Below are 548 nucleotides of genomic sequence, written 5' to 3' on the forward strand. Positions count from 1 at the left end.
CAGTCGTAGTAGTCCTTGTACACAAGCTGCAGCGCGAAGGTGGAGGCCACGACCAGCAGCGCCAGTGAGCCGACGACCAGGCCGACGGACGCGGCCGTCACCTGCTGCCGGCCCGCGCGGGGGCGTTCGCCGGACGGCCCGGGCGGGGTGCCGCCGTCGGCGGCGGTGCCGCCCTCGCGGGGCACGCCGGGGGCGCCGCGCAGCGCGCTGATTCCCCAGTACAGCGACAGGGCGCCGAGCAGCAGCGCCACGGGCGGCAGATTGAAGAGGGCGAAGAAGAAGCCCCACATTCCGGCCAGCAGCGCGTAGCGGGCGTGGCGTTGGGCGGGGTCCTTGGGGTCCCAGCGGCGGCGGTCGGGGCGGCCGCCGTTGCCGTCGCCGTTGCCGGGTCCGCTGCCGAAGCCGCCGTCGCTGCGGCCCGGCTGACGGCTGCTCCACTGCCGTCCCCAGGGGGTGGCCGGGCGGTCGGAGCCGTTGCGGCCGCCGCCCTCGCCCTGCCCGTTTCCCTGCCCGTCGCCGCGGGCCTCGTTCTCCGGGTTCTCCGGGTT

1 pseudogene is annotated in these 548 nt (G+C 76.5%); it reads right to left on the reverse strand.

What is annotated here, in order from left to right:
* Positions 1-548, reverse strand: a pseudogene (locus GL263_RS27710) (hypothetical protein); the annotation flags it as partial.

It is taken from the genome of Streptomyces durbertensis (assembly GCF_014156695.1).
GTDB lineage: Bacteria > Actinomycetota > Actinomycetes > Streptomycetales > Streptomycetaceae > Streptomyces > Streptomyces durbertensis.